Source organism: Clostridium sp. Cult3, from assembly GCF_021655115.1.
Classification (GTDB): Bacteria; Bacillota; Clostridia; order Tissierellales; family Tepidimicrobiaceae; genus PPXY01.
In genome coordinates this window covers 17,683-40,326 of sequence record NZ_PPXY01000024.1, presented here as the reverse complement: position 1 = coordinate 40,326, position 22,644 = coordinate 17,683, and the positions used below count along the sequence as shown (strand labels likewise).

28 protein-coding genes are annotated in these 22,644 nt (G+C 34.0%); all 28 read right to left on the bottom strand.

From position 1 onward, the window contains the following. Positions 1 to 20: 20 nt before the first annotated feature. The 28 genes from C3E88_RS06150 to C3E88_RS06010 all read right to left on the bottom strand — a co-directional run bounded on the left by C3E88_RS06150 (position 21) and on the right by C3E88_RS06010 (position 22,630). Positions 21 to 401, bottom strand: coding sequence for a RidA family protein (locus tag C3E88_RS06150; protein WP_236909288.1), 381 nt, complete (start codon positions 399 to 401; stop codon positions 21 to 23). Positions 402 to 464: 63 nt separating this feature from the next. Then, complete coding sequence (gene rsfS / locus C3E88_RS06145; protein ID WP_236909287.1) at positions 465 to 818, bottom strand: ribosome silencing factor; 354 nt, start codon at positions 816 to 818, stop codon at positions 465 to 467. Positions 819 to 855: 37 nt separating this feature from the next. Further along, positions 856 to 1,794 (bottom strand): LCP family protein, encoded by a 939-nt coding sequence (locus C3E88_RS06140; RefSeq protein ID WP_236909286.1) that lies wholly within the window; start codon positions 1,792 to 1,794, stop codon positions 856 to 858. Positions 1,795 to 1,800: 6 nt separating this feature from the next. After that, positions 1,801 to 2,373, bottom strand: coding sequence for a bis(5'-nucleosyl)-tetraphosphatase (symmetrical) YqeK (yqeK, locus tag C3E88_RS06135; protein WP_236909285.1), 573 nt, complete (start codon positions 2,371 to 2,373; stop codon positions 1,801 to 1,803). A gap of 12 nt (positions 2,374 to 2,385) precedes the next feature. Beyond that, positions 2,386 to 2,994 carry a nicotinate-nucleotide adenylyltransferase gene (nadD, locus tag C3E88_RS06130; protein WP_236909284.1) on the bottom strand — a complete coding sequence of 203 codons (609 nt, stop codon included), beginning with the start codon at positions 2,992 to 2,994 and terminating at the stop codon, positions 2,386 to 2,388. A 72-nt stretch (positions 2,995 to 3,066) separates the two neighbouring features. Continuing rightward, the gene (gene yhbY, locus C3E88_RS06125) at positions 3,067 to 3,357 is read right to left on the bottom strand and encodes a ribosome assembly RNA-binding protein YhbY (protein WP_236909283.1); all 291 of its coding nucleotides are present in this window, start codon (positions 3,355 to 3,357) and stop codon (positions 3,067 to 3,069) included. A gap of 19 nt (positions 3,358 to 3,376) precedes the next feature. Beyond that, positions 3,377 to 3,601, bottom strand: a complete 225-nt coding sequence (locus C3E88_RS06120; RefSeq protein WP_236909282.1) for a hypothetical protein — start codon at positions 3,599 to 3,601, stop codon at positions 3,377 to 3,379. Then, on the bottom strand, positions 3,579 to 4,853 hold the full coding sequence (obgE, locus tag C3E88_RS06115; protein WP_236909281.1) for a GTPase ObgE: 1,275 nt from the start codon (positions 4,851 to 4,853) through the stop codon (positions 3,579 to 3,581). Before obgE ends, C3E88_RS06120 begins: the two co-directional genes overlap by 23 nt. A 153-nt stretch (positions 4,854 to 5,006) precedes the next feature. Beyond that, positions 5,007 to 5,297 carry a 50S ribosomal protein L27 gene (rpmA, locus tag C3E88_RS06110; RefSeq protein ID WP_236909280.1) on the bottom strand — a complete coding sequence of 97 codons (291 nt, stop codon included), beginning with the start codon at positions 5,295 to 5,297 and terminating at the stop codon, positions 5,007 to 5,009. Between the two features lie 3 nt (positions 5,298 to 5,300). After that, entirely contained in the window at positions 5,301 to 5,648 is a 348-nt protein-coding gene (locus C3E88_RS06105) for a ribosomal-processing cysteine protease Prp (RefSeq protein WP_236909279.1), read from the bottom strand. Positions 5,649 to 5,652: 4 nt separating this feature from the next. Further along, positions 5,653 to 5,964, bottom strand: coding sequence for a 50S ribosomal protein L21 (rplU, locus tag C3E88_RS06100; RefSeq protein WP_236909278.1), 312 nt, complete (start codon positions 5,962 to 5,964; stop codon positions 5,653 to 5,655). A gap of 89 nt (positions 5,965 to 6,053) precedes the next feature. Continuing rightward, on the bottom strand, positions 6,054 to 7,310 hold the full coding sequence (locus C3E88_RS06095; protein ID WP_236909277.1) for an Rne/Rng family ribonuclease: 1,257 nt from the start codon (positions 7,308 to 7,310) through the stop codon (positions 6,054 to 6,056). 15 nt (positions 7,311 to 7,325) lie between these two features. After that, complete coding sequence (locus C3E88_RS06090; RefSeq protein ID WP_236909276.1) at positions 7,326 to 8,033, bottom strand: TIGR03936 family radical SAM-associated protein; 708 nt, start codon at positions 8,031 to 8,033, stop codon at positions 7,326 to 7,328. Beyond that, positions 8,030 to 9,874 carry a TIGR03960 family B12-binding radical SAM protein gene (locus C3E88_RS06085; protein ID WP_236909275.1) on the bottom strand — a complete coding sequence of 615 codons (1,845 nt, stop codon included), beginning with the start codon at positions 9,872 to 9,874 and terminating at the stop codon, positions 8,030 to 8,032. Before C3E88_RS06085 ends, C3E88_RS06090 begins: the two co-directional genes overlap by 4 nt. Before the next feature lie 89 nt (positions 9,875 to 9,963). Beyond that, the gene (locus C3E88_RS06080) at positions 9,964 to 10,647 is read right to left on the bottom strand and encodes a murein hydrolase activator EnvC family protein (protein ID WP_236909274.1); all 684 of its coding nucleotides are present in this window, start codon (positions 10,645 to 10,647) and stop codon (positions 9,964 to 9,966) included. 59 nt (positions 10,648 to 10,706) lie between these two features. Further along, the gene (locus tag C3E88_RS06075) at positions 10,707 to 11,756 is read right to left on the bottom strand and encodes an FAD:protein FMN transferase (RefSeq protein WP_236909273.1); all 1,050 of its coding nucleotides are present in this window, start codon (positions 11,754 to 11,756) and stop codon (positions 10,707 to 10,709) included. 62 nt (positions 11,757 to 11,818) lie between these two features. Then, a complete protein-coding gene (locus C3E88_RS06070; protein WP_236909272.1) occupies positions 11,819 to 12,679 on the bottom strand; it encodes an FMN-binding protein in 861 nt (286 codons plus the stop codon). 127 nt (positions 12,680 to 12,806) lie between these two features. Next, complete coding sequence (minE, locus tag C3E88_RS06065; protein ID WP_236909305.1) at positions 12,807 to 13,094, bottom strand: cell division topological specificity factor MinE; 288 nt, start codon at positions 13,092 to 13,094, stop codon at positions 12,807 to 12,809. 7 nt (positions 13,095 to 13,101) lie between these two features. Then, positions 13,102 to 13,896, bottom strand: coding sequence for a septum site-determining protein MinD (minD, locus tag C3E88_RS06060; protein ID WP_236909271.1), 795 nt, complete (start codon positions 13,894 to 13,896; stop codon positions 13,102 to 13,104). Positions 13,897 to 13,915: 19 nt separating this feature from the next. Further along, positions 13,916 to 14,536, bottom strand: a complete 621-nt coding sequence (gene minC / locus C3E88_RS06055; protein WP_236909270.1) for a septum site-determining protein MinC — start codon at positions 14,534 to 14,536, stop codon at positions 13,916 to 13,918. An 84-nt stretch (positions 14,537 to 14,620) separates the two neighbouring features. Then, complete coding sequence (locus tag C3E88_RS12315; RefSeq protein WP_272878460.1) at positions 14,621 to 17,956, bottom strand: penicillin-binding transpeptidase domain-containing protein; 3,336 nt, start codon at positions 17,954 to 17,956, stop codon at positions 14,621 to 14,623. Between the two features lie 12 nt (positions 17,957 to 17,968). Next, positions 17,969 to 18,469 (bottom strand): rod shape-determining protein MreD, encoded by a 501-nt coding sequence (mreD, locus tag C3E88_RS06040; protein ID WP_236909269.1) that lies wholly within the window; start codon positions 18,467 to 18,469, stop codon positions 17,969 to 17,971. A gap of 18 nt (positions 18,470 to 18,487) precedes the next feature. Further along, the gene (gene mreC, locus C3E88_RS06035; protein ID WP_236909268.1) at positions 18,488 to 19,324 is read right to left on the bottom strand and encodes a rod shape-determining protein MreC; all 837 of its coding nucleotides are present in this window, start codon (positions 19,322 to 19,324) and stop codon (positions 18,488 to 18,490) included. An 11-nt stretch (positions 19,325 to 19,335) separates the two neighbouring features. Next, positions 19,336 to 20,367 carry a rod shape-determining protein gene (locus tag C3E88_RS06030; RefSeq protein ID WP_236909267.1) on the bottom strand — a complete coding sequence of 344 codons (1,032 nt, stop codon included), beginning with the start codon at positions 20,365 to 20,367 and terminating at the stop codon, positions 19,336 to 19,338. A 26-nt stretch (positions 20,368 to 20,393) separates the two neighbouring features. Further along, positions 20,394 to 21,101, bottom strand: coding sequence for a RadC family protein (gene radC, locus C3E88_RS06025; protein WP_236909266.1), 708 nt, complete (start codon positions 21,099 to 21,101; stop codon positions 20,394 to 20,396). 19 nt (positions 21,102 to 21,120) lie between these two features. Beyond that, positions 21,121 to 21,702, bottom strand: a complete 582-nt coding sequence (locus tag C3E88_RS06020) for a Maf family protein (protein WP_236909265.1) — start codon at positions 21,700 to 21,702, stop codon at positions 21,121 to 21,123. 16 nt (positions 21,703 to 21,718) lie between these two features. Then, complete coding sequence (locus C3E88_RS06015; RefSeq protein WP_236909264.1) at positions 21,719 to 22,234, bottom strand: Gx transporter family protein; 516 nt, start codon at positions 22,232 to 22,234, stop codon at positions 21,719 to 21,721. A 15-nt stretch (positions 22,235 to 22,249) separates the two neighbouring features. After that, complete coding sequence (locus tag C3E88_RS06010) at positions 22,250 to 22,630, bottom strand: NusG domain II-containing protein (RefSeq protein WP_272878458.1); 381 nt, start codon at positions 22,628 to 22,630, stop codon at positions 22,250 to 22,252. Positions 22,631 to 22,644 lie beyond the last annotated feature (14 nt).

The following is a 22,644-nucleotide window of genomic DNA, read 5'->3' as shown; positions in this document are numbered from 1 at the left end:
GAAGGCAAGGTTTTATCATATTATAATATCGCTATAGCCTCTATTTCTATGTTTCCATCCTTAGGTAATCTTGACACTTCCACACAGGAACGAGCTGGTTTATGTTCGTTAAAGTATTCTTCATATACCTCATTTATAGACGAAAAATCATCCATATTTACTATGTATATATTTACCTTAACTACATTCTCTAATGTAGCGCCTGCTTCCTTTAATATTGAGTTTACATTTTCTAAACACTGTCTAGTTTCTTTTTTAATATCATTTTTAAGCAACTCCCCAGTCTCTGGGACTATTGGAAGTTGTCCTGATGTAAATATTAGACTATTGGCTTTAATCCCTTGAGAATAAGGGCCTACAGCCGATGGTGCTTTGTTAGTTGCTATTGAACTAATACTCATCTTATGTCCTCCTTTATAATTTCTAAAATATTTATATAAATATTCAATCTTGTAAAAAAATATTTATGGTATACTATCCAATACCACTTCCTCGCTATCTGCCCACAATTTTTCAAGATTGTAAAAGTCCCTATCTTCTTTATGAAATACATGCACTACAATATCCCCAAAATCCATTAACACCCACCTGCCAGTTTGATATCCCTCCTTACCCAATAGACGGTATCCTGCCTTTTCCATCTTTTCTTCAACTTCATCAGCTATAGCAGCTACTTGAGTTGTAGAGTTTCCACTGGCAATGACAAAATAATCGGCTATAGGTGTTAGGTTTCGTAAATTTAATATCTTTATATCAAATGCTTTTTTATCATAACAAGCTTTTGCGATAATAGATATTCTTCCATCAATATCCTTCACTTAATTACCTCCTGATAATTTAATTTAATCTGCTACTTTAATCATCTATATTTTCAACAGTTCTATGTTCGGTAAACATAGCATTGACTAATTTGGAGCTTTCTTCTTCATTTAGAATAAAATAGGATACTCCTCCAATATACTCTCCATCTCCCGGTAATGTAGCCATATTAACCTTATCAGAACTAAAATTTTTAGCCTTCATAGCAAATTTCATTACAACGTCAAAGGGAATATTTGTATCTACATAGTCATAGTAGGTTTTTATCATCTGAGGTATATTTACAATATTAGCTGGCCTTAAGGTCTTTTCTATGGCAGCTGCCACAAATTGTTGTTGTGCCTTTATTCTTCCTAGATCTTGATCTGCATAACCTTTCCTAAATCTTAAGAATTGAAGAGCTTCGTCCCCATATAAAACCTGTTGTCCCTGTTTTAAATCGATGTATAGGGGAGGATCTGCCACAGGATCACTATATTTCATATCCATAGGAACATACACTTCTACTCCATCTATTAAATTCACATATTCCTTAACTATTTTGTAATCTACTCTCACATAATATTCCAAATCTACCCCTAGTAAATCCTTTACAGTCTTTACCGACAATTCTGGTCCGCCATAGGCATGAGCATGGTTTATCTTTTCGTCATTCCTTCTACCGCGAATACGAGCTTTGGTATCCCTTGGTATTGAAAGTATGGATATTTCGCCGGTAGATTTATTTGCTTTACAGAGCATCATAGTATCAGTTCTAGTATTAGAGGCATTTTTTGCATCCTTTGAGTCTACCCCCATTACTAGAAAAGTAATATCTTCCTTTCCATCCATTAGTCTATCTATAAAATTCTCCTTATATACCTCTTCATCGTCTTCACCTTGAGCTTTAATAACAGTATTGTAAATAAAACCACTCCAAACCAAAGAAAATGCAATAAAAGAAATAAAGAAAGTTTTGAAAAATGTCTTTTTCACCTATACTCACTCCAAACCCTTTAGAATTATTAACTGATTTCTTGCCTTAATTGTATCTAAGTGAACTAAAAGTCCTCTTTGTACCACAAATATAATCGTCCTGTCTAGGGCATATAATAAACCATGGTCTAGATCCTCATAAGCTAATTGTCTAATCTTATCTACTCCATCGAAACTTCTGCCAGGCTCTATTATGTCTGCCATATATACTATCTTTTCCAACAAGGTCATGTTTTCACGTCCAGTTGTGTGGTAGCGAATAGCATCTAGGATATTCCTATTGGTTATGTGATATTCTTCAATAGCTATCTGCTCTCCTAGGGGACCATGAATCAGTTGTATGTTGTTTCGCATAACATTATCTAAAATTATATCAAAGTCATCAGCGGTTTTCAACAAGTTTATTTCACCCTGAATCTTTCCACAATCATGTAAAAAACCTGCCAATGCAGCTTCCTCTACTGGATATCCATATCTTTTTGCTAACTCAATGCTAGTATTCATTACACCTACAGAGTGTCTATATCTTGCTTCTCCTATATCTTCCTTTAATTTCTCATGCATCCATTTTTCTATCATAAAAACCTCCTATTAAACATACATCTTATATTTATATATGTATTGTTCTACTGCCTCTGGAACCAAATACTTAATGGATAGTCCCATATTTATCCGATGCCTGATTTGAGTAGATGAAATCTCTATCAATGGAGTATCTAGTATGTATATGGATTCTCCGTATAAGCTATTTAGTTCTCCCACCTTATCCGTTAGAACCTTCTTATTTGTATAGGGTCGTCGGGCTACGATAAACTTGCAAATACTTAGCAGTTTATCATAATCCTTCCAGGTATGGATTTCCTGTAGGGAGTCTTCTCCCAATATGAAATAATAATCTACATTATCATTTTCCTTTTTCAATTGTTTTATGGTATCAATTGTATAGGTGGTTCCCTCTCTATTCATTTCTATGGAAGAAACGATAAAATACGGATTTGCGTTAGTTGCTAGCAAAGTCATATGGTATCTACAGTCTATAGATGATATATTCTCCTCATTTTTGTGAGGGGGATTTCCAGCAGGTATAAATAGTACTTTATTAAGACCAAAGGCTGTCCTAGAGTATTCAGCCAATATTAAGTGACCATAGTGGATAGGATCAAAGGTACCTCCAATAATCCCTACTTTTTTCCTATTCAATATATCTCCTCCATCTATCCTACCTTAATAAATAAACTTCAGAAACAAAAACTTCTGAAGTTTAAACTATTATTAAGGTAATTGAATTTTTTTGTTTTCCTCAGATTCTCTGTATAAAACAAGTTTGCTCCCAATGCTTTGAACGAATTCTGCTTTTGTTTTTTCAGCTAATTCTAAAGCTACCTCTTTAGACTCTAAAAGGCTATTATTTAATACCTTTATTTTTATTAATTCTCTAGCTTCTAAGGCCTCATCTACCTGCTTAATAAAATTGTCCGTAATACCACTTTTCCCTACTTGAAATATAGGATCCATGGTATTAGCTAAGCCTTTTAAATAACTTCTTTGTTTTCCCGTTAACAATTAATACACTCCTTCTGCTTTAAACTTCTATTTCCTTTCTAGATTGTCTTCTATGAACTTCATAATCCCTATTGCCTTTTTTCCAACCAATTCTAGCTTTCTCTTTAGGCTTATAAGCCTTATTGATTACTACTTCATTTTTAGCTAGGCAATAATAGGTTGGTTGATTTTCCTTGCAATTGCCACAATCAAAACAGTCCATTTTACCTTCAAACCCTCCATTAATCAAAGAATTCAAATTCATATCCACAAATAAATACTGAATCATTTTCCTGAACACCCAATCTTTTAAGCTCTTCTACTACCCCCTTCTGTCTCATAGAATTTTGAAAGTATCTCAATGAATCCAAATCTTCAAAGTTTGTAGAACGGATAAGCCTATCAACAAAGCTGCCTTCAACAATATATTTTCCATTTTCCTTTTTCACTATTACAGTTTCCTCTTCTGGTTCTTCTAAAGTGATTTCTATTTCCTCATCAAAGGTTTCATATTCTGGTTTTATACTGGATAGAACATCCCACATGACAAATTTTAACTTGTTAACTCCTTCCATGGTTGCAGCAGAAATTGGATAAACCTTATATCCTAGCGGTTCAAATTCGATTTTTATTTTTTCCAGCCATTCATCAGCCCCGGGCAAATCCATTTTATTTGCTGCAATTATTTGTGGCTTATCAGAAAGCTTAGGATTGTATTTAATCAATTCTTCATTTATCCTATAAAAATCATCAATTGGATTTCGACCTTCTATGCCAGATGCATCTAGTACATGAACCAATACCCTGGTCCTTTCAATATGCCTCAAAAAGTCATGACCTAAACCTGCCCCTTCATGAGCACCTTCTATTAACCCTGGAATATCTGCTATTACAAAGGATTTTTCATCATCTACCCGCACTACTCCTAAATTAGGCTTTAATGTAGTAAAGTGATAATTGTCGATTTTAGGTTTAGCTGCTGATAATATTGACAGTATGGTAGATTTGCCTACATTTGGAAAACCAACAAGGCCTATATCGGCCAATAGTTTTAGTTCCAATATAACAGTTATTTCTTCTCCCTTTGTACCTGGTTCAGCAAATCTAGGAGCTTGCCTAGTAGCAGTGGCAAATTTAGCATTTCCTCTACCCCCTCTACCGCCCTGGACAATAGTATACAGTTGCCCATGCTCCCTCATATCTACTATTACTTTATCTGTGTTTGCATCCTTTACCAAAGTCCCTACAGGCACTTTTAAAACTACGTCTTGTCCTTTTTTGCCAAATTGTTTTTTAGACTTACCGTTTTCTCCATTTTCTCCTTTGTAGGAACGTTTATACCTAAAATCCATTAGGGTTCTTATACCTTCATCTGCTTCTAGTATTATGCTACCTCCATCTCCGCCGTCTCCACCAAAAGGTCCCCCTGATGGTTCATATTTTTCCCTTCTAAACGCTACTGCCCCATCGCCACCATTTCCAGCTTTTAAATTGATTTTAGCTACATCTATAAACATATTATCATCCTCTATTTCCCTTTCTATTGTCAGTAATTTAATTATATCAAGTTATCAATTAGTGTCAATAATATTAATTATTTTATTCCTACTGGGAAATTTTATACTTTTCTAGAAAATAAAAAAGCCTACCCTGTGGGTAAGCTTTAAAGTCTATGCTAATTCTTCAGCAGGATATACACTTACTTGCTTTTTGTCTCTGCCTTTTCTCTCAAATTTAACCACACCATCTACTTTAGCAAATAGTGTATCATCGCCACCTTTACCTACGTTATTCCCAGGGTGAATCTTAGTCCCCCTTTGCCTAACAAGGATATTCCCAGCTAAAACGTATTGACCGTCGCCTCTTTTTACGCCTAATCTCTTAGCCCTACTATCTCTACCGTTTCTAGAGCTACCTACTCCTTTTTTGGTAGCAAATAATTGTAAATTTAGTTTTATCATCTTCTACACCTCCCCATATTTGAGAGTAATATATCCGGGATAACTTTCCATAATAGATTTTATTCCTAATTCTAAAGTTCTAAGAACTGTTTCAGCTTTCATCCTAGTCCCCTCATCTAAATCCCTAGGCACCCTAGCATCTAAAAATCCTTTTTCCTCATCGATAAAATAATCAATTTCATCTTCCTTAATGCCACATACTTCTACTAGTGAATTTAATGTATTCTGCCCTAGTACTGAAACAGCTGCACATATTATATCTTGGCCTTTTATGTCATAACCTGAATGCCCAGATATAGTATATCTACCAATATGATTGTTATTGGTTTCGTATATTATTACCTTTATCATTTGATTAACCTACTATTTTTTCAATCTTAACTTTTGTATAAGGCTGACGATGACCTTGCTTTCTCTTGTAATTTTTCTTAGGTTTATACTTAAATACAACGATCTTCTTAGCCTTTCCTTGTTTCAATACAGTTCCTTCTACATTTGCTCCCTCAACAAAAGGTTTCCCAACTACAAGTCCATCTTCTTTTGAAACGAGAAGCACTTTTGAAAAATCTATTTTGTCACCTTCTTGTGAATCGATCTTTTCAACAAAAATTGTGTCCCCTTCTTGAACTTTATATTGTTTTCCACCTGTTTCTATTACAGCATACATTGTTATTTGCACCTCCTCTAACCAGTCTCGCCAGTGTTAGGTGACTAAGCTTTGAACCCACACTGAGCGGCTACCTACAAACAAAAATTTTAACAGATTGGCTTCAGTTTGTCAATAGTCCCTTCTAAAATTTTACCTTTGCCATGACAGTAGGGACATTTTTCTAAAAATTTTGAGCCAAGGCTATTTCTCACCTTTTGTCTGGTCATCTCCACTAATCCTAATTTGGTCATCCCAACTATATTCGTTTTATTTCTATCTAAGCTTAAACTCTTTTCTAGTTGAGACATTACCAGATCTATATCTTGTTTATTCCTCATGTCTATAAAATCAATTATGATGATTCCTCCAATATCCCTTAATCTTATCTGCCTAGATATTTCCACTGCAGCTTCTAGATTGGTCTTAACCACCGTATCCTCCAGATTTTTGCTCCCAATATATTTACCTGTATTTACATCTATAGCGGTTAAAGCCTCTGTTTCATCTATTACGATATGGCCCCCACTTTTCAAAGGTACCATTCTTTCCAAGGCTAAATTAATGTCCCTTTTTATATTTTCTTGACTATCTATCGTAAATCCAGCCTCATAAAACAGTTTTTTATCCAATCCTGGAGAAATAATATCCTTTAGATCCAATAGATTATCATATTTATTTTTATCATTTGATATAATCTTGTGAATTTTATCATTGAATGCATCTCTTACTATCTTATAGCTTAGATCCATCTCTTTATATAATAATTTTGGACAAGGCAAAAACTTTCTTTCTCTTTCCAGCTTATTGTATATGTTGACAAGTTCATTGTATTCTTCCAACAAAACATCTCCTTCTACGCCTAATGCCTTAGTCCTAATAATAAAACCAATACCATCTTTAGGAATGTTCTTGCTTATTTCATACAATCTTTTGATTTCGTCTTCCTGGCTAATTTTCCTAGATATATTTATCTTAGGGGAATAGGGGGTTAATACCATGTACCTACCAGGCAAAGTAATATGGGTGGTTACTTTAGACCCCTTATTTATACTAGCTTCTTTCAATACCTGTACTATAATTTCCTCACCTTTTTTTACAATATCATGAATACCAACCGAATTGTTTCTATATATCATATCCTTAGGTAGTGCATCCTTTACGTATAGATATGCATTTTTATCTTCTCCTATATCTACAAAAGCTGCTTCCATTCCTGGTAATACATTTACTACTCTTCCTCTATATATATTACCAACACACCTTGTATTTTTCTTTTTATCGGTATAGTATTCTACTAATCTGCCATCCTCTACAATTCCAACCCTCTCCATATCCTCTTTCGAGTCTATAAATATATAGTTCATAACATCTCTCCTATATTAGATGGGAGATTCTATTTTCCCATCCTTTTCAATAAATAGAGCTAATCGATAAATATTTACAGTATCCCAATCTATACCAAGATATAGATATTTATCCACAGCTAAAATGAAATCCCTAGGATTTAAATTACCTCTATCCCCTGCCTTCAGTAAACAGTTTATGACTACAGGCTCTTGGCTAGGGTATGCGTTGGATTTAACTACCACATTCCCTATCAAATCCTTTATATTTCGATTTCTTTCAATGGTTCTTCTGCCCTTATGTCTTATTTTTTTAATAAAAATCTCTTCTTCCTCTAACCATTTGCTAATGAGCTTTTCTAGTTCTTTATTATTTTCTAAGTTATTAGCTTCAAAGTCTATTTCATAGTAGCTCCAACTGATAAGAGATGATAAAGATTTTATTTCTTCAATGTATTTTACCTCTATAACTCTAATATCCTCTGGGAGTTCCCCATTTATACTTTCTATAAACATTTCTTCTGGTATTTTCTCCTGTAGTTCTATATCCATATACTCTCCACCGCTAGCAATACCTAAAGCCAGAGGATTTGCTATGGAAAGCCTGGGTTGAGGATTGAACCCCTCAGAGTATTTAATAGGGATGTTAGCTCTCCTAAAAGCCCTTTCAAATAAACGCATCAAATCATGATGAGATATATATTTTAAATAGTTTTTTTTCGTAAACTTTACTCTTAAATTCAATTACAAACACCACCTGAAAAGCTTTTATTAATCCCGCATCCAGTACAGCCTAACCTACAATCCCTAGTCAATTCTTGAGACTTTGCCCTTTCATATTCTCTAATCAAGTATTTTTTACTTACCCCAGAATCAATAAAATCCCAAGGTAATACCTCGTCTATTCTTCGTTCCCTCAACGCATAAAAATCTCCTTCAATTTCCGTCTCAGAAAAGGCTTCCATCCAAATATCATAATCAAACTTTTCTGACCAACCATCAAATTTACAACCTTTCTCCCAAGCCCTTATTAAGGTTTTACATAGCCTTCTATCGCCTCTAGCTAGCACAGCCTCTAAATAGCTTAGCTTTGGATCATGATAATTGAAAGTAATTTTTCTATCCTTGATACTATCCTTTAATAGATAAATCTTTCGGTTGAACTCATCTATAGAATCCTGGCTTACCCACTGAAAAGGTGTGAAAGGCTTAGGCACAAAACACGAGGCGCTTAGAGTTATTTTTAGGTTTCCCTTTCGTTCATCTTTTGGTTGGTTAAAAAACATGTCCTTGACCTTATATCCCAAATCCTTAATACCTAGTATATCATCGTCGGTTTCAGTGGGTAATCCTACCATAAAGTATAGTTTGATGGTAGACCAACCTTCGTTGAAAGCATAGGATACCGCCTTTGTTAAATCTTCTTCCGTCACCCCTTTGTTGATCACATCTCGTAGCCTTTGGCTACCAGCCTCAGGTGCAAAGGTAAGCCCAGTTTTTCTGACCTTCTCTATTTCCTTTAATATATCCAAGCTAAAGGAATCTAGCCTTAATGAAGGTAGTGATATACCAACCTTATCCTCCTCATATTCATCCATTAATTTGGATACTAATAATTGAAGCTGTGAATAATCACAGGAGCTTAAAGAGGTTAGAGATATGTTTTCATACCCTGTATTGTTTACCAGCTTATTAGCCAGTTCTAAAAGCTTGGGGATACTCTTCTCCCTGACTGGTCTATATATCATCCCTGCTTGACAAAATCTACAGCCTCGGGTACAACCTCTAAATATTTCCAAAGGAATTCTATCATGAACCGTTTCTATATATGGAACTATTAATTTTTCTGGAAAATATACCTGATCTAAATCCTTAATTATTCTCTTCTTTATGATCTTTGGTATCCCCTCTACTAAAGGAACCATTTCGTTTATGGTTCCATCTTCATTGTAGTGTATTTGATAAAAGGAAGGTACATATACCCCTTGGATTTTGCTCACTTCCCTTAGAAAATCCTGTCTACTCCCTTTTAATTCTTTAAAGATTTTATAGGCCTTTAGTACCTCTAGAGTAACCTCTTCCCCCTCACCAATTACAAAAAAATCGATTATATCTGCTATAGGTTCTGGATTATACGCACAAGGACCACCAGCTATAATAAAAGGATCTTCCATACTCCTATCCTTCGATAGAATTGGAATTTCCCCCAAATGTAGCATATTGATTATATTAGTATAACTCATCTCATATTGTAATGTAAAACCTACAAAGTCAAAGTTTTTTATAGGTTCCTTATTTTCTAAGCTAAATAGGGGTATCCCCTCCTCTACTATCTCTTGTTCCATATCTATCCACGGAGCAAATACCCTTTCACAAGCGATATCTTCTTGATTATTTAATAGATTATATAATATATGAAGCCCTAGATGAGACATACCTACCTCATATATATCTGGAAAGGCAAAGGCAAACTTAACCTTTACATCCTCTAGATTCTTTTTTATAGAGTTTTTTTCTAAACCTATATAACGAGCAGGTTTTTCTACCCTTTTTAATACTTTGTTAAATTTTTTTATATCTATCATAAATATCACCTTTCATCTGTACTGTACATATTATATTACCACTTTTCAAATAGTTTTAATAGGAAAAATTAAAACTGTCCAGGACAGTTTTAAAGTTTTCTATTAAATTTTACATATTCCAATGGGTTTACTGGCACTCCATCTAACCATATTTCAAAATGTAGATATTTGTTTCCGTCTTTATTGGTGCCAAGGGTGCCTATTTTAGCTCCTGATAATATTTCTTCTCCTTCGGATAGATATACCTTTATTAGATATCCATACACCGTTGTCATATTCTCATGTTGTATAGTCACAAAATACCCCTTGGTCTTTCTATCCTCTATCTTAGTTACCAAGCCCTTTTCAATAGCTACAGGTTCTTTCCCTTCCTTTGGTATTATATCTATTCCGTTATTAAAAGTAGTGCTACCATCTAAATGTTTCACCTGACCAAAAGGGCTATATATAGCACCTTCAATAGGAGGCATATATTTAGATTCATTTTTAATATTCAACACTTCCAAAGTCTTTTCCGATAGTTTTAACAGCCCCTTGCTATAGTCTAATATTTTTTTACCATCCTTTTTAAAGCTAAACTCATGGTTTATCCCTCTATCGATTATTTGAATAATATTTGAAGTTAGGCTGTTATTAAGTCTCTTTAAAAGTAACAAGAAAACTAATATGATCAATACATATAATATTTTATTGATCTGTCTTTTGTAGTGAAGTCTTTTACTTAAAAAAACTTTAACTCCTTTGTACCTATTAGTATATCTTTTCCTTTCCATCATCTCACCCACCTTAATCTACTATTATGATATTTATTAAAGGTAGGTTTTATTCCTTATTAATAGGAGTTAATTATCAATTTTAGCTCCTCGTCTTTTAAAGTGAAACTATCCCTTAATTCTTCTTGAATATATACTTCGTTTTGTTTAGTTATGAATAATAAGTCTATGTCTTCTAATTGTTTTGCTAGCTTAGTTCCTTCATCTATTCCTAATACAAACAGAGCTGTAGACAAAGCATCTCCGTCAATAGATTTGTCCGATATTATGCTTATGCCTGATACCTCATTTTTTGAAGGATAACCAGTTTGAGCATCTATAATATGGTGGTATCTTTCTCCTTTATACATAAAGTATCTCTCGTAGTCCCCTGAAGTGACTATGGATTTATCCTTAACATTTATTATCCCTATATAATTCCCGGTAACGCTAAAAGGATCCTGAATTCCTATTTTCCAAGGATCACCATCAGGTTTTTCACCTAAAGCATAAACATTTCCTCCCAAATCTATAATGGCTGATTCAACTCCATTTTCTACAAATATTCTTTTAACTTCATCGGCAGCATAACCCTTCACTATACCACCTAAATCTAATTTCATGCCTTTTCTTTTTAAATATACAAAGTTGTCTCCCAATAGCTCTAAATCATTATAATCCACCAAAGCCTTTTTTTCTTCTATCTGTTCCTTCGAAGGTAGAATATCCCTTTCTTTTTCATCACTACCGGTTATATTCCACAATTCTACCAAAGGACCAATGGTAGGTTCATAAGCCCCTTGGGATATTTCCGCAAAATATTTTGCCTTTTCTATTACGTAGTACACTTCCTCATGGACCTGCACTGGTTTTATCCCTGCATTTTCGTTTATTTTACTTACGTCGCTGTTCTCTATAGTCCCACTCATTCGGTCTTCAATTTCTTTTAATCTATCTATAGCCATATCAAGTATTTTCTTATCTTGTTTGTCATATATCTTTATATTTATTACCGTATCCATTAAGAATTCTGTTTGAGTAAGGGATTCGGATTTGTTATTGGTGCAACCAGTAATCAGTAATGATATTATGGTAAATAATACAAGTGTGGCAGTTCTTTTGGAGCCCATATTCAGCTTCCTCCCCCTAAGTTTATTTAGAAAAACCCTAACATAAAGTTAGGGTTTTAATATTACATAGCACTTTCTAATGCTTTTCCTACTAATTCAATCATAGTATCTCTAGTGTTTGTTGCTCCTGTAATTCCGTCTAGATCTAAATTCTCAGTGCCGTTGTTATCGATGATTTGCTTTTGAACTCCTTTTACTACGTCAAAGGAATCTAAGTAAGCATAATTATCAACAGATTTTCTATCACCAGCTTTTACTTGTACTGGCTCAGTTTCTGGTTTTCCATCGCTACCCACAACAGGCTTTTTATCATCATCAAATACTACCTTGTTGCTTTCTGTATCTTCTTCCGCTACTTCGAAATAATCTACTCCTACGATTTGTCCATCTCTTACAACAACTACTACTTCTGCTAACCAGCCGTGGCTTCCCTCATCGGCTTTTGCAGTATATTCACCGTCTTTGTAAGCTGGCTCATATACTTCCCCTTTTGAAGCCTTAGCCAATAGTTCATTTACTATATCTTTAAAACTTTCTTTAGTATGAGTTGCTCCAGTAACTGCATCGAAGTCTACTTCAGCTAAATCTTTCTTTTCGTTGAACTGTTCATTAAGGTTTTTGATTACCTCTAGCCCCTCTGGATAGTTGTAATTGCCTTCACTTTTTTCCTCTCCTGAAGTTGCAAGGATTTCAACATACTCAAGCGAAGCAATCTCTCCACCCTTTACTTCCATTTTTGCCATAGGATAATTACCATGATCGCTTACGGGCATCTTTACTAGATAATTGCCATCTTGTAAATCACCAGTAGCCACATCCTTTGATTGGTCACTTGTAGGCTCTGAATCATTTTTTCCACAGCCTGTGAAAAAAACGGCAATTAAAGCCACAATTAAGACCATAACTCCTAACCTTCTTTTCATTAGTATCCCTCCAAAAATTATAATTAGGTAAGTATGTGAAAACCCTAATACATTATATATAATTTTTAGAATAAATACAAGAATTGTTTAATATTTAACATTTTTTGTATTGTTATTATGATTTTTCCTATTCAATATTATCTTTTATTTTAATTATAGGTATATTGGCTACTAGGGCTGACATAGGCATATTGTCAGTCTCTCTTCTCATTCTAGTAAGTTTTATATCCAACCCTTCTTCGTCTATCTCTGCATATTCTTTAATAACTCGAATAATGTCCCCTTCTATCATTTCCAAAAATTTAGGAGACAAATCAGATCTGTCATGGACTAATACTAGTTTTAATCTTTCCTTAGCTAGATCCTTGCTACGTTGATTGTTTTTACCAAACATTTTAAAAAAATCCAAGGTTATTCCCCCTTTACTTACTAAATAGTAGTTTAATTAACTTGCTAAATTTTCCTTCATCATCTTCTAAATTAAGTAGGTCAACTTCTTCTCCTGTTATCCGTCTGCAAATATTTTTAAAAGCTTTTGCTGATAATGGAGTATCTTCAACTACTACAGGTTCCCCTTTGTTAGTAGAAATAACAATAGCTTCATCATCGGGAACTACTCCTAATAGATCTATAGCTAGGATATCCACAATATCATCTACATTCATCATATCTCCTCTTTTTACCATGTCTTGCCTTATCCTGTTAATTATCAACTTGGGATTATTTATCCCTTTTGCTTCTAATAACCCAATAACCCTATCTGCATCCCTCACAGCAGCAATCTCTGGCGTAGTTACTATATATGCTTCATCGGCGCCTGCAACTGAATTTTGAAAACCTTGCTCAATTCCCGCTGGGGAATCGATAATAATATAATCAAATTCTTCCTTTAGCTCATTTACTAATTCTAACATTTGTTCTGGATTTATGGCAGTTTTATCTTTTGTCTGAGCCGCTGGCAATAAAAATAATCCATCATATCTTTTATCCCTTATAAGTCCTTGTTTTAACCTGCAGGTTTTCTCTATTACATCTACTATATCATATACTATTCTATTTTCTAGTCCCATTACCACATCGAGATTCCTAAGACCAATATCAGTATCTACCACTACAACTTTATTTCCCAATATGGCTAAACCAGTGCCTATATTAGCTGTTGTAGTAGTCTTTCCTACTCCACCTTTGCCTGATGTTATTACAATAGCTTTTCCCATGTTTATGTTCCTCCTCTTCTTATTTGTTCGGTAAATATGGTTCTATATAGACTTCCCCATCCTTGACCTTTGCAACTTCTGGTATACCTAAAGTTGCTATATCTTCATCTGGCTTTCTACCAATTATATCGGCAATTCTTAATTGAGTTGGTTGGAGATCATAGGCAGCGACTATTGCGTCTTTGTTACCATCTGTTCCAGCATGTGCTACTCCCCTAAATATCCCCAATATAACAATGTTTCCTTTAGCTTTGATTAAAGCACCTGGATTTACATCTCCTATAACTACCACATTGCCATCATACTCTATGACTTGGCCTGATCTAATAGTTGAATGAATAAACTTTGTCATCCCCTCATCTATACCTGTATAATACTCCGGTTCCCCTAAATAAGGCGGTAATCCACTTTTATTTATATGTATATCATATTTGTATTTTAACAAAAATACCAATTCAAGGATTTGATTTTGCTTTAAATATTCAGCCTTTATCCCTAAAAAATTTGCATCTTTATAAAAATCAATACTGTCTTCTAACTTCTGTTCTAATTCGTCTAGCACATCTTGAAATTCTCCATCTTTAATATATATGTATATTCCTTCCTTAATTCCTTTAAAATTCACTAAACCTTCTTTCACTTAAGCTACCTCCATTATCCCTTATATATATTCGCCAAATATTTTCAAAATCCTTCTTATTTGAAAAATTGAATTGGAAGGTATCTACCTTGCCAATTCAATTTCAAAGGGCAATGCTCCCTTTTTATCTACACTATTAAAACCAAGATACTCGGCTATAATTTCCCTAGCAATTGGGCCTGCATATCCACCGCTACCGCCTTGGAACAACACTACAGCTACGGCTATTTCTGGATCCTCATAAGGTGCAAAGGCAACAAACCAAGCATAATCATCATAGGTATCCCCAGTAGCTGGATTTATCCCACTTTTTTGAGCTGTACCAGTTTTCGAAGCTACAGTAACAGGAAAACCGTTGAACAAACTTCTAGCGGTTCCCTCTGTAGATACTTTTTTCATTCCTAGTTTTACATGTTCTAAGTTTTCGTAATCGTTTAGCTGTATTCTTTCTGGGTTTACTTCTGTTTCCTTAATCACTTTAGAATTGTCGAAATTTTTAATATTGTCTATAGTTGTAACCTTATGTCTATATCCACCATTTGCAATAGTGGCAATAAAATTTGCCATTTGAATTGGAGTGTAGGCATTTTGACCTTGGCCTATGGTTATATTTAATGTATCGGTAATATTCCATCCTGCCTGATTAATATAGTCAAACTTAATTTTATCTGCCAATCCACTCCTATCTCCTGGAAGTACTTTCTCTGGATAAAAACCCATTTGATCCAATCTTCTAATTACCTCATTTCTAGACAATGGTTCTGGCTCTTCTATCCAGCTTAATATCTCATCAATTATTTCGGCTATCTCCTCATCTTTGAACTCCACATCTTCTTTGATATAAAGCCTAATATTATTGTTAAGATATCTTTTCAATAGTGACTTTGTAATCATAATTTTTCTTTGAGGATCTGGCACCCCTCCAGCTACCTCATTAGGAATATCTATTTCTATTCCAGTTTTATCATTTAATCCTAATTGTTTGGATATATTCACAATATCTTCAATATCTACCCTTATACCTAAGGATTCTCCAGTTTTTTGGTTTTTACCTAAGGCTAGGGAATAGAAATAATAATTACATGAATCTCTAAGAGCATCGTATACATTTTCATATCCGTGGGTACCTCCATGAGAATTCCAAAGCCAACAACCAAAGGTCTTAACTCCTATGTCTACACGTCCCATGTCCCTAATAGTCTTTGTTGGACTAAAACCCTTTTCCAATGCAGCTAAGGCTGTGACCATTTTAAAAGTAGAACCTGGCTGAACTGCCGTTTGTATTGCAATATTGTATAATGGCCTTGGAGCCAATAGATCCTCTTCATTTTCTGGAAACAAACTTACCCAATCAGAGCTGGATATGCCTGTAGAGAACAGGTTAGGATCATATGCGGGATAGTTGGCTAATGCCAACAATTCTCCAGTTTTAACATCTATAGCTACTACTGAACCAGAAGTTGCATTTACATAGGGTCTTCCTTTCTTCCTATTAATTCCGAATTTATAATTCCCCCATTTGCTTTCAAAAGTACCACCTTTTTGAATCTCTTCTAAGGCGTGTTTTAAGGAATCCTCTGCTACTTGTTGTAACTTTGAGTCTATTGTTAAATATATATTGTTACCTGGCATAGCTTGTTCCTCGTCGATTACATTGGTGGTATTGCCGTACACATCTACTTCTACCCTTTTTACTCCAGATTTACCTCTGAGTTCTGATTCAAATTTCTCTTCTATTCCAGTTTTCCCTATAATATCATTAGGAGAGTATTTATTTTCATTGACATACTTTTCAATTTCTGAAGGTTGAGATATCTTCCCAAGGTATCCTAATAGATGGGCAGCTAGTTCACCTTGGGGATAGTATCTTACCGGTTCTATAGAAACCTGTATACCAGGCATCTCCATCAAACCTTCTTCAATCTTAGCAACGGTAGAATCCTTTATTCCATAAGCAATATTAATAGGCTGATAGGCTCTTTGCCCCTGTTTATCCAATTGATCATATAGGGACATAATGGTCCTAGATTCGTATTTGCTTAAATCCTTTTCTATTTCAAAGTGATCTCTTAAATGGAAAAAAGTCTTCTCGGCAGTTTTATCCCTAGGAAGCTTATACTTGTCAAACCAATCTTTTTTATTTAATAATGATACATATTCCCATTTAGATATGGATATTTTAGGATTAATACCCTTCTCTAATATTATTTCCTGGGCTATACCCTTTATCTGATCATCTGTAATAAAATCCTTTAATAAGTCTTCCTTTTTAGCAAAAGCAATTAAAGTATCTAGAGGATTTTCCTGAGAAGAAAGTTGCTTGTCCTTATGGGTATATAATACTGTATTCGTTTCTTCATTTACCTCTATAGTTACAGGCGAATTCAAACCCTTTTGTTCGATTTGTTCTATCAACAATTTGCCTGGTATTATCTTAGTAATATCACCTTTTTCATCCTCTTCATCTACTACTTTTTCTAGCAAGTTATTAATAGAAGTAGACATTACAATATTGATAAAATCATCTTTTGCAACTGTCTGAAAGGTAACACCATCAAACTCCTTCATTAAATCCCTTTTTTGTTGCAGATATTCCTCGTCAAAAGCTAGGGAATATCCCTCTAATATTAGGCCTTGATTTAAATTTTTTTCCTTTATAATATTGAATACTAACTCCCTTGAAATCGGGTGATCTATTATCTTTCTAATAATATTCTTATCGCCATTTATAAGACTTATTATGGCTTGTTTAGGTGTTGCCTCAATACTAATATTATGTTGGCCTTTCCATAGATCAATGTCCTTACTTTCATCAAAACTTACTTTTAAGCCTTCAGCAGTTAATTCTGCTAAAATCGGGACATCTATTCCTTTTCCTTCAAGAGCATTTATTGCTTTGTTTATAGTTATAAATTGAAAGTGTTCTTCGTACGTAGGATGTATATAATAGGTATCTAGTATCTGGGGCAATAGATTATTTTCAACTATGATATCAATAACCTTATCCTCTGGAGTCATATTTTCAGAGCCGTATACGTCTTCACTGTTAAATTTAAATATGTTAAATTCTATTGGAAAATCGTCTACATAATCCACCCCATCTTCTTCTAGCAGTCTAGCTAATGTCAATAGCGTATTGTTGGTATTTTTCTTATCCTTAGTTTTTATCTCATCCTTTAACAGTTGTACAGTAAAACTAGGCTTATTTCCTGCCAACAACCTTCCATACCTATCTCTTATCTCCCCCCTGGGGGCGGTAATATATATTTCCTTAAGTCTCTTATTGTCTGAAATATCCCTATAGTAATCTCCCTGAACAATTGTCAAGGTAGCTAATCTAAAGGATAGGGTTAACAACATCACTGTTAGTGTTAGTATCAGTATATTATATCTATTTTTTAATTTTTCTAGTAATTTCAAATTAGCTCACCTCTATCTCCTTCCAAACCTTATTGAAGGAACGATGAATACCTTAGAAAACCATTTGTAAATCAATATGGATATTAAACTGTTGCATAGAGTTTCTAGTATTACTACATCTTTAAAGAATATCGAAAAATTAAGACCGTAGCCTAAAAAATACATAAAAATATAGTAAAGTAAATGATAAGCTATTGTAGTTCCTGCCGTCATAATAAAGGGTATCAACAGATTGTCTTTAGACAGCTTATCCTCAGCCATTCCCACAAAGTATCCAACGAAAAAATAAATAAATCCATTTACTCCTATTACAGGGCTAAATATAATATCCTGTAATAGACCTACAAGTAAACCTACTATGCCACCAGTCCTTCTACCCCTTAATAGTGCTATTACCACTATGATAATAAGACCTGTGTTTGGAACTATTCCGAATATACTTATATGGGAGAATATGGTGCTTTGCAATATGAAGTTGACTACAATAATTAACGCCATAATAAAAAAGTCCAATTCCAATCCCCCAATCCTCTAATCCGATATTATGAAAACCTTATACAGCTTTTTAAAATCTACTGATGGCTCAATGTATATGTTTTTCATCAAATCCTCATCTTTTTTTACTACATCCTTTATTTCTCCTATATATAAATCCTTAACAAATATACCACCTAGCCCAGATGTAAAAAGCTTGTCTCCTTTCATAACATCAGCCTTAGTATCAAATAAATACCCGCTTAATTTACCATCAACACTACCTGAAATTACGCCACCATCCTGTGTCCTAATGACCTTAAATGAAATTTTGCTATTTTCATCTATTATCGATATAACCTTAGCCCAATTGTCTCCAACTTCTATTACCCTTCCTACTATTCCTTCTTGTACTATATTTCCATCGGTTTCAACAGCCTGAATAACGGTGTCACCTTTTTTAATGCCATCCTTTAAACCTTTATCTATCATAAATCTATCAAACCAATTACCTGGCTCCTTGCCAATGATCTGTGCTGATATTAATTTATATCTGGTATTTTTCATAAGTTCTGCTTCATTTTTTAGATATTCAGACTTGCCAATCAAGTCCTCGTAGCTTCTATTTTGTTCCTCCAGTTCGACAATTTTTATCTTCAATTCCTCGTTTTCTTCTTTTAAATTTCCTATATTTTTAATGGACATAAAAAAGTCCGAAGTTTTTTTCCCAATATTATAAAAAAATTTTTCTACAGGGGCAAATATATTTCCAAAAACCTTTTCTATTTTTGTCAAAGACATTCTTTCCGTACTAGTTATACCGATAATAATAATCAGAATGATAGCAACTATAGTTACTATCATTCTGTTTTTATATTTTCTTAGAAAAAACATAGTATCACCTATTAACCCATTCTCTTACTATTGGATAAAGTTTTTTTCAATACCTCTATACTTTCTAATGCTCTCCCAGTACCTATAGCAACACAATCCAGTGGATTTTCTGCTATATGGACTGGCATACCCGTTTCGCCTTTTATCAACAGATCTATTCCATCAAGAAGTGCTCCTCCACCAGTTAACATTATACCTTGTTCCATAATATCTGCTGCTAATTCAGGGGGAGTTTTTTCTAATGTAGATTTAATAGCATCTAAGATATTGTAAATTGGTTCCCTCATGGCTTCATATATCTCTTTCGATGTTATCTCTATGGTCTTAGGTAATCCCGATATTAAATCTCTACCTCTAATGTGCATCTTGGATTCTTTTGTTTTTACATTAGCAGAACCGATGGTTATTTTAATATCTTCTGCAGTACGCTCACCAATCATTAAACTATATTCTCTTTTAATATAGCTTACTATTGCTTCATCTAATTCATCTCCACCTATCCTAATGGATTTGCTAGTAACTATTCCACCTAAAGATATAACAGCTACCTCTGTTGTGCCACCTCCTATATCTACTATAAGGCTACCAGTTGCTTCATGTACAGGTAGGCCTGCGCCAATAGCAGCAGCCATAGGCTCTTCTATCAAATAAGCATCCCTTGCTCCAGCATGTATAGCAGCTTCTTCTACTGCTCTCTTTTCCACTTCTGTAACACCACTAGGGACACATACTACAACTCTAGGTTGGAATAATGAACGCCTCTGAGTAGCTCGTTTTATAAAATACTTAAGCATACTTTGTGTTATATCAAAATCGGCAATAACCCCGTCCCTTAAAGGTCTAATAGCAACGATGTTGCCAGGGGTTCTACCTATCATTTTTTTCGCTTCTTCACCAACAGCTAATACCTGCCTAGTATTGGTTTGGATTGCAACTACAGATGGTTCCCTTATTACTATATCTTTTCCTTTAATATAAACTAATGTATTAGCTGTACCAAGATCAATGCCCATATCCTTTGTAAATGCACTAAATATTCCCATATCATTTGCTCCTCTCTTTCTATAAACTAGATAATATTTCTTTGTTTAAAACTTATATACTTATTATCACCAATAATAATATGATCTAAAACTTTGATCCCAATTATGTTTCCTGCATCTATAAGTCTGTGAGTAATATTTATATCTTCTGTGCTTGGTGTTGGATCACCACTAGGGTGATTATGTACTAAGATAACCGAATTGGCATTACGCTTTATAGCTATATTAAATACTTCCCGAGGGTGTACTATAGAGGCGTTTAAGTTGCCTACGGAAATATTCTCCACGCTAATTATCTGATTCTTAGTATCTAAAATTGCTATTTTAAAATACTCCTTTTTTAAATATCTCATTTCCTCCATCAATAGCTGGACAATTACCATAGGCGAATCAACTTTTATCTTATCTTCTCCTCCATAACTAGATATCCTTTTTCCTAACTCAATAGCTGCTATTATTTGAGCTGCTTTGCAATTGCCAATTCCTCTTATGCCAGTCAATTCTTCCACAGTAGCATGGGATAGATAACTTATTCCACTTCTATCCATGCTGAGAATTCTATTAGCTAAGTCAATTGCAGTATCATCCCCATAGCCTGTTCTAATGATTATGGCAATCAGTTCCGCATTGGATAAGGATTTAACCCCGTACTTGTATAATTTTTCTCTGGGCCTTTCATTTAAAGGAAGATCCTTTATAGTATAACTTTTGTTTATATTTAGATCTTTTTCCATAATATATCACCGCACTTTATTATAATAAGCTTATGTCAAAATGCTTCTCTAATAAAATGTCTAATTTATATATAGGTAAACCTACGATGTTGAAGTAACATCCTTTAATCCTTTCTACCAATATTCCTCCTAATCCTTGTATACCATAAGCTCCAGCTTTGTCAATATATTCCTTTGTTTTTATATAATTTAATATCTTATCATTACTAAGTTTTCTAAATTTTACTATGGTCTTTTCATAATCTATGATCTTAATATTGGTATTCAACTTTATTATGCTAATACCCGTCACCACTACATGCTGCCTGCCACTTAAAAGTTTGAGCATATCTATGGCTTCCTCCTCATCCTTTGGCTTCCCGAGGATTTGTCCATCACATGCTACGATAGTATCAGCACCTATGATTATTTCTCCATTGCTAAACCTATCTGTTAATTGATTGGCTTTCTCAAAAGCTAATCCCATGGCAATTTGCTCCACTGTTTCATGTGAATGTATTCTCTCATGGATATCCGCTTTTGCTATAATAGGTTCTATATTAAATTTCCTTAAAAGTTCTCTTCTCCTAGGAGAAGAGGATGCAAGTACTATGGTATTCATTGTATCACCTTATAGTTCAGAAAAATATAGTTTTAAAGGTTTTTTTTAAATTCTTTGTAATAAATATAGAAGTTAACCCCACAAAATATCCTGTAAAAAGGCTAGTCAATAGGAGTATAGGTAAATAGGAGAAGATTCTTATGTTGTTCATCATAATGCTTGCAACGGATACTTGGGCGAAATTATGTGCTATAGCTCCAAATATGCTAACTCCTATGAGACTAAACACCTTTGAAAAATTCTTATATACTACGTACATAGTTAAACAACTTAAAAGGGAACCGGACAAACTATAAAAAAGACTTGAGACACTACCTACAGCTAAGGTGAATATTATAGATTTAAGGATTCCTACTGTTAAGGCTTCTTTAAATCCAAATAGCACTAGGGTAATTAATATAACCATATTTGACAGCCCTAATTTTGCTCCAGGAGCTACAAAGGGTACCGGCATCATAGATTCAATAATACTCAAGGCCAGCCCAATAGAAACTAATAATGATAAGAAAATTAACTTTTTTAAACCTTTCATAACCTTATTCCACCTTTAATGGCTTATATAGTCTACATCCCTTTCATCATCTAAACCTTTAATTTCAATTACCAACCTGTTTGGTAAGCATACAATAATTTCTCCTGTTTTAGATATATAGCCTTGTTTCACATCTAACTGATCAGGACAATCAGCTTCTATTACCCTTACCTTTTCGTCACCAATTTCTATTAAATTATAGCCAAATTCCGTTTCAATGGGAATAGTTTTTCCAACCATATTTTTATCGAAAATTATTTTTTTTACCTCTTGCCCATCTACTTGAACACTTACATATTTCTGTCTATAATTTAAAGCAGATTTGTTTACATATACTAATGATAATAAACTAATGATTATAATAAAGATTATTAGATATTTATCCCCTTTTGTCAACATGTTCACCCTTT